Source organism: Nocardia caishijiensis NBRC 108228 (genome assembly GCF_001612825.1).
In the GTDB taxonomy this organism is placed as follows: domain Bacteria; phylum Actinomycetota; class Actinomycetes; order Mycobacteriales; family Mycobacteriaceae; genus Nocardia; species Nocardia caishijiensis.
This window is the reverse complement of record NZ_BDBE01000059.1, coordinates 2,501-5,186: the sequence shown is the minus strand read 5'-3', so window position 1 is coordinate 5,186 and position 2,686 is coordinate 2,501. Positions and strand designations below refer to the sequence as shown.

General features: G+C 56.0%; 2 rRNA genes (1 of these 2 only partly in view). Both read right to left on the bottom strand.

What is annotated here, in order from left to right:
• Window positions 1-7: 7 nt before the first annotated feature.
• Window positions 8-124: ribosomal RNA gene (gene rrf, locus NC7_RS28195) — 5S ribosomal RNA — on the bottom strand.
• Window positions 125-216: 92 nt separating this feature from the next.
• Window positions 217-2,686, bottom strand: a 23S ribosomal RNA gene (locus NC7_RS28190) (it continues 645 nt past the right edge of the window).

The window sequence follows — 2,686 nt, the reverse complement described above, 5'->3', positions numbered from 1 at the left end:
AATGATTGTCCGGCGGTGTCCTACTCTCCCACACCCTGTCGAGTGCAGTACCATCGGCGCAGGTGGCCTTAGCTTCCGGGTTCGGAATGGGACCGGGCGTTTCCCCACCGCTATAACCGCCGTAACACTATGAAACTAGACAGCGCTCCCCAACAGGGTTTGCCGCAGTGTCTGTGTGTTGTTTCAGATACCGCACAGTGGACGCGTAACACCTTCGATAGTAAGCCCTCGGCCTATTAGTACCGGTCACCTCCACACATTACTGTGCTTCCAGTTCCAGCCTATCAACCCCATAGTCTGTAGGGGGCCTTAACCCATCAAGTGGGAGAGAAACCTCATCTTGGAACAGGCTTCCCGCTTAGATGCTTTCAGCGGTTATCCCTTCCGAACGTAGCCAACCAGCCATGCTCCTGGCGGAACAACTGGCACACCAGAGGTTCGTCCGTCCCGGTCCTCTCGTACTAGGGACAGCCTTCCTCAAGTTTCTAACGCGCGCGGCGGATAGAGACCGAACTGTCTCACGACGTTCTAAACCCAGCTCGCGTGCCGCTTTAATGGGCGAACAGCCCAACCCTTGGGACCTACTCCAGCCCCAGGATGCGACGAGCCGACATCGAGGTGCCAAACCATCCCGTCGATATGGACTCTTGGGGAAGATCAGCCTGTTATCCCCGGGGTACCTTTTATCCGTTGAGCGACACCGCTTCCACTTGCCGGTGCCGGATCACTAGTCCCGACTTTCGTCCCTGCTCGACCTGTCAGTCTCACAGTCAAGCTCCCTTGTGCACTTGCACTCAACACCTGATTGCCAACCAGGCTGAGGGAACCTTTGGGCGCCTCCGTTACATTTTAGGAGGCAACCGCCCCAGTTAAACTACCCACCAGGCACTGTCCCTGAACCAGATCATGGTCCGAGGTTAGAAGCCCAATACGATCAGAGTGGTATTTCAACGACGACTCCACCCGAACTGGCGTCCGAGTTTCACAGTCTCCCACCTATCCTACACAAACCGTACCGAACACCAATACCAAGCTATAGTGAAGGTCCCGGGGTCTTTTCGTCCTGCCGCGCGTAACGAGCATCTTTACTCGTAATGCAATTTCGCCGAGTCTGTGGTTGAGACAGCAGAGAAGTCGTTACGCCATTCGTGCAGGTCGGAACTTACCCGACAAGGAATTTCGCTACCTTAGGATGGTTATAGTTACCACCGCCGTTTACCGGGGCTTAAATTCTCAGCTTCGCACCCAAAGGCGCTAACCGGTCCTCTTAACCTTCCGGCACCGGGCAGGCGTCAGTCCGTATACATCGTCTTACGACTTCGCACGGACCTGTGTTTTTAGTAAACAGTCGCTTCTCTCTGGTCTCTGCGACCCCACCCAGCTCAAGCTGCAAGAGCCGTCACCAGATGTGGTCCCCCTTCTCCCGAAGTTACGGGGGCATTTTGCCGAGTTCCTTAACCACAGTTATCTCGATCGCCTCAGTATTCTCTACCTGACCACCTGTGTCGGTTTGGGGTACGGGCCATGTACCAGCTCGCTAGAGGCTTTTCTCGGCAGCATAGGATCACTGAATTCGTCGCAACGACTACGCATCACCTCTCAGGCTACATGCAACACGGATTTGCCTATGTTGCGCCCTACAGGCTTACACCAGGTATTCCATCACCTGGCCCAGCTACCTTCCTGCGTCACCCCATCGCTTGACTACTACAGCCAGGGTCCCATGCAGCCCCTTCACGTCACCCGAAGGTGATCTATCCGGTTTTGGATGGTTAGCACAACTGATTCGCCATTGGGCGCGGATACACGGGTACGGGAATATCAACCCGTTGTCCATCGACTACGCCTGTCGGCCTCGCCTTAGGTCCCGACTCACCCTGGGCGGATTAACCTGGCCCAGGAACCCTTGGTCATTCGGCGGACGAGTTTCTCACTCGTCTTTCGCTACTCATGCCTGCATTCTCACTCCCGTACCCTCCACCACTAGTTCACACTGTGGCTTCCACGGATACAGGACGCTCCCCTACCCACCCAGTCGACTGGCCCGAAGGCGATCTGATGACTGAGTGCCGCGGCTTCGGCGGTGTACTTGAGCCCCGCTACATTGTCGGCGCAGGATCACTTGACCAGTGAGCTATTACGCACTCTTTCAAGGGTGGCTGCTTCTAAGCCAACCTCCTGGTTGTCTCAGCGACCCCACATCCTTTTCCACTTAGTACACGCTTAGGGGCCTTAGCCGGCGATCTGGGCTGTTTCCCTCTCGACTACGAAGCTTATCCCCCGCAGTCTCACTGCCACGCTCTCACACACCGGCATTCGGAGTTTGGCTGACTTCGGTAAGCTTGTGGGCCCCCTAGGCCATCCAGTAGCTCTACCTCCGGCGTGAAACACGTGACGCTGCACCTAAATGCATTTCGGGGAGAACCAGCTATCACGGAGTTTGATTGGCCTTTCACCCCTACCCACAGCTCATCCCCTCAGTTTTCAACCTAAGTGGGTTCGGGCCTCCACGACGTCTTACCGTCGCTTCACCCTGGCCATGGGTAGATCACTCCGCTTCGGGTCCATAATGTGCGACTCAAAAACGCCCTATTCGGACTCGCTTTCGCTACGGCTACCCCACACGGGTTAACCTCGCCACACACCGATGACTCGCAGGCTCATTCTTCAAAAGGCACGCCATCAC